Origin of the sequence: Sphaerisporangium flaviroseum, assembly GCF_039537005.1 — a bacterium.
Lineage (GTDB): Bacteria > Actinomycetota > Actinomycetes > Streptosporangiales > Streptosporangiaceae > Sphaerisporangium > Sphaerisporangium flaviroseum.
This window is the reverse complement of record NZ_BAAAZR010000077.1, coordinates 1-4,223: the sequence shown is the minus strand read 5'-3', so window position 1 is coordinate 4,223 and position 4,223 is coordinate 1. Positions and strand designations below refer to the sequence as shown.

At 67.2% G+C, this 4,223-nt stretch carries 3 protein-coding genes; all 3 read right to left on the bottom strand.

What is annotated here, in order from left to right; all coding sequences use genetic code 11:
- A partial coding sequence (locus ABD810_RS40835) for a class I SAM-dependent methyltransferase (RefSeq protein ID WP_344953967.1) occupies nucleotides 1-462 on the bottom strand: 462 nt, incomplete at its 3' end.
- A gap of 22 nt (nucleotides 463-484) precedes the next feature.
- Nucleotides 485-2,962 (bottom strand): tyrosine-type recombinase/integrase, encoded by a 2,478-nt coding sequence (locus ABD810_RS40830; protein WP_344953964.1) that lies wholly within the window; start codon nucleotides 2,960-2,962, stop codon nucleotides 485-487.
- Entirely contained in the window at nucleotides 2,959-4,077 is a 1,119-nt protein-coding gene (locus ABD810_RS40825) for a tyrosine-type recombinase/integrase (protein WP_344953961.1), read from the bottom strand. Before ABD810_RS40825 ends, ABD810_RS40830 begins: the two co-directional genes overlap by 4 nt.
- Between the last annotated feature and the right edge of the window lie 146 nt (nucleotides 4,078-4,223).

Below are 4,223 nucleotides of genomic sequence, written 5' to 3'. Positions count from 1 at the left end.
GTCGCCGGTATGGAACAGCAACTGCAGCAGTCCGCCCGGACGCAAGGATCGATGGAAGTGTTCGAAGACGGTTGGCACCTCCTCGTCGGGTATGTGGATCAACGACTGCCATGCGAGCAGACCGGCCAGAGAGGAGGCCGGGAGGCTCAGGCTTGTCATCGAGCCCACCTCGAACCGTAGGTTGGGGTGGTCGCGCCGGGCAACGGCGATCATCCCCGGTGACAGGTCGACGCCGAAGGCATCGAGACCGAGTTCGTGCAGATGGGCGGTGATGTGCCCAGGCCCGCATCCGATGTCCGCTACTGGCCCGTTTCCCGCAGCAATCACGCCGTCGGCGAACAGCGTCAAAGCAGCGCGTAGGTACTGAAGCTCGGAGAGCGCGTTGCGGACTAGGTCGGCATAGTTGACGGCGACCGTGTCGTAGGAGGTTCGGGTATCGGCCAACCAGTTGTCCGCGCTCATGACCCGGCAGGGTAGTCGATGATCACGATGTAACGGTGCGTGCCGCGACATTAGAGAAGCTAGGCATACCGAGCTCGACAGCCACGACCCGGCGTTGAAGGCTGGCGTCAGCCTGGGCCAGCTTCTCCTTCGCGGCGGCGAGGCTGACGCGGAGCCCGTCAGCCTCGCCGAGCCAGCCTTCGCGCTCTGCTTCGGCGATGCGGGCGGTAAGGTTGTCACGGATGTCGATCAAGCGTTGCCGCTGGGCGGGATCGACGCGAAGGAGTGGACAGCGAACGCAACTGTGTTCGTGGATGCAGCCGGTCCCGTAGGCGCGTCCGCAGTCGCCGAGGGCGAGGCGGCGGCGCTCGAAGTGGCCGAGGAACTCGTCCCATTCCGCGTCGCTGGGGTGCCTGTATTCCTCGCTGGGTCGCAGGCCGCGGCGGCGGGCGATGAAGGCCCTGTGGCCGTTGATGGCCTCCTCGGGGTAGACGGCCTTGTAGCCCATCGTGGTGTTGATGTCTTTGTGCCCCAGGAGCAGTTGAGCGATGTGGGGCGGCATCCCGTTCATGATGGCGTCGGTGGTGAAGATCCGGCGGAAGTCGTGGGGTGAGAAGTCCAATGGTTTGCCGGTGACATCGGTGAGCCCCGTGCGAGCGAGAGCGTCGCTGACTAGGACACGGATTCCGGAGATCGGTATGGGCCGGATTTCCAGGGCGATGGCGCGTTGGAAGAGCAGAGGAATCGGCGGGTTCCAGATCTTTTCGTGGTGGTCGTAGGCCACCACGAGTGGGACGCTGCCGTCAGGGTTGCGGATCCGGCAGACGATCGTAGAGAGCACGTCGGCCAGTTCCGGCGAGATGACCAGCAGTCGTTCCTCATCGGTTTTCGACGGCGGGATCTGCAACAGCGGAATCAGTTCGCCGGTGGCTGGTGTTCGGTATTGGACCAGGCTGTGGTGTGAAAGCTCGCTGAGTTCCTCGACCCGGATCCCGGTCATGCGCAGCACCTCGACCGCGGCCCAGGCCCAGAACGCGTTGTCTTCCTCGCGGATCAGATCACGACGGCGGCTGGTGGCGGGTTCCTCGGCCCAGATGCGCGGTGAGTGACGGACGAGCCGGGCGAGTCGCAAGGTGACGCCGTCGACGGTGAAGGTTTCGCCGGGCTGGGCGGCTCGGGCTGCTGCCAGCCGGCCGGCGGCGGCTTTGCGTTCGCGGTCGACGGCCTCCATGAGGGCTGGCAGGATCGGCAGCCGGTCGCGGGTGCGTTGGTCCATGCGGGCCTTGCGCCGGGAGTTCATCTTCTTGTGCTGGATGTCGGTGGCCCGGATCGGGCAAGGGGCGGCCCATGGTCCCCAGCGGGCCGGGTCGTCGAGAGCCCATTGGGCCAGGTCGAGATAGAAGCTGCGCACGGTCGTGAGGGCGTCGGTGGCGGTGTCCCGTTCGACCGTCGTTTCGGTGATCTCGCCGTCGGCCCTGCGGGAACGGACAACCCTGGTTCGGATCCGCTGTTTCCAAGCGCTGGCGGTTTCCGGGCTCAGCCGCAGGGAGTCGATGCCGGGGTGATGGCGTTCGAGGTCCTTCCAGAACCAGAGCACCAGAGTGGTGGCCAGGGAGGTAAGGGTGCCGTAGTCGATCGCGGGTTGCCGTTCACGTAGGTAGTCGACCAGCAGGTCGCGGACCGGGCGACAGGCCACCTGATACCGGTCGACGAGTTGCTCGACCGGGACTTGGCCGGCGAACACCGGGCTGAACATGCGGACCGTGGGTGGGGTGTCCGAGGGGAACAGGCCGGTCGAGTGCAGCAGTTGATAGAAGACCGGGCTGTGTCGGCCGGATCGGGTCGGTCCGGGGAAGACCTCCCTGCTGACCCTCATCAGCTCGAGGCAGTCGCCGATCGTCACGTTGCGGAGCAAGCCGCCCTTCGCGGCCATGACGAGCGCGATCTTCTCGATGGCGGGGATCATGGTCGAGTCGCCGACGGTGCCGGCCAGCCGGGCCGTCCGCAGTTCAGCGATGCCTTCGGGATCGCGGACCTTGGCCATCTCGTTGGCGATCCGCAGCGGCGACGTGGTGGCCATGAGCCAACCGAGCGACGGCCGCAGGTAGTCGCCGCCGATCAGCTGGATCAGGCCCGTGCCGAGGATCTTGCGAACATAGCCTGGGTGCCGGTCCAGGAGCCCCGCCGCTGCAAGGTCGGCCAACATTTGGAGTCGCCAATCCCGCCGGCCGTCGTGGCCGACGGCGGTGGCTTCCCATCGCTGCTGCCAGCTCTGGCCGGGATAGAGCTCCAGCCAGTCGAGCACGGCCTGCAACGATGCGTTGCGATGGCATCGGGATTGGGAATCGTCGCCGCGGAACGGTGCCGCCGCCATCCTGTACTCGAGAACCACCCGGCTCTCGCGGGTCCTCGGCCAGGCTCCAGGAACCAGGCGGGGCGGGAACTTCTCCAGCAGCGCTTGAGCTTCGCTGCTGACCTGCCAGGTCCGTGGCGTCTGCTGGCTGGCGGCCGTTGTGGTCACGAGCCCCTCCGGCCGAACAACACGTCCAGGCTCTCCTTGCGATAGCCCAGCGACTCGGGTTCCGCGGGCGGCCGGGGCTCGGCTCGACGCCGGTGATGGGCGATCACCGCGTCGATGGCGTCCGCGGGGGTCGGAGTCGTATAGATCTGGGTGGTGGTCAGCGAAGCATGACCGAGAACCCACTGGACGTCGGTGATCGGCATGCCCGGGTCGCGGGCCAGACGGTAGGCCGCCGTGTGTCGCAGGTCGTGCAGCGACCAGTTCGACCCCAGGACCGCGTTGGCTCGGACGAACATCGCCCGGGCTGCGTGATAGGTCAGCGGCCGGAACGGCTTGCGCAGCGTCCACCACAAGGGGTCGTCCGGTCCCGCCGGCGCCAAGCCGTGGATTTGTTGCTGGTAGAGCCGCAGCCAGACGAAGGCGTCTGGCGACGCCGGAAGCTGCTGCATCGCTCGGGATCCCTTACGCACCACGGTGATCAGCTGCTGTCCCGGGTCCGCGCCGCTGCGCAGCACTCCCAGCAGCTCCGCAGCCCGCGCCCCGGTTGACACCCAGAAGGCGACCAGGGCCCGGTCCCGGTCGCTGGACAACCGCGCGAACAGGTCGTTGAACACCGCGTCCGGGATGTGCCGCGGAATCCGCTTGGGCTGTCGAGGCCGATACAGACCGGCACGCTGGGGCCCGAACCGATCCATCGGGTTGTGATGCGCGTGCGCTCGCTTGGCTCTGGCCAGCGGGAACGGGTTCACCAGCGGCCCGGTCCCGGCGTCCAGGTGGAAGTCATAGAAGCTGCGCAGCACCGTCTCGCAGTGCGCGATGGTCGAGGGTGCGTACTTCTCGCCGGGCGGTCGTTTGCCGGTCACCGCGTTGACCCGTTTGGGCTTCACCACCACGGGCTTGTCCGGCGCCCGCCAATGCGGTCGGACCGGCTTCGCGCCGATCTGGATCCAACGGGAGAAGTCCCGCGCCTCGATCCGGGTCGCCTCCCGCCAGGCGATCTCTATCGCCCACAGGAACCGGAACCAGCGCAGCAACGCCATCCCATACGAGCGTTGCGTCGCCGCCGCCCGTCCGGCGGCCTGCAACTCACCGAAGTACGCTGCGACAGCCGTCACCGGCTCACCCGTGGAATCCAGCAGCCGATACGGCTCCCACGGATCGCCGGTCGCCGCCAACGACCCCGCCCGTGGCACGACCAGCGACCGCAGATCCCGAGACGAATTTTCCTCTTCGATCACGGGCAGCGACCGTAGTCAACCTG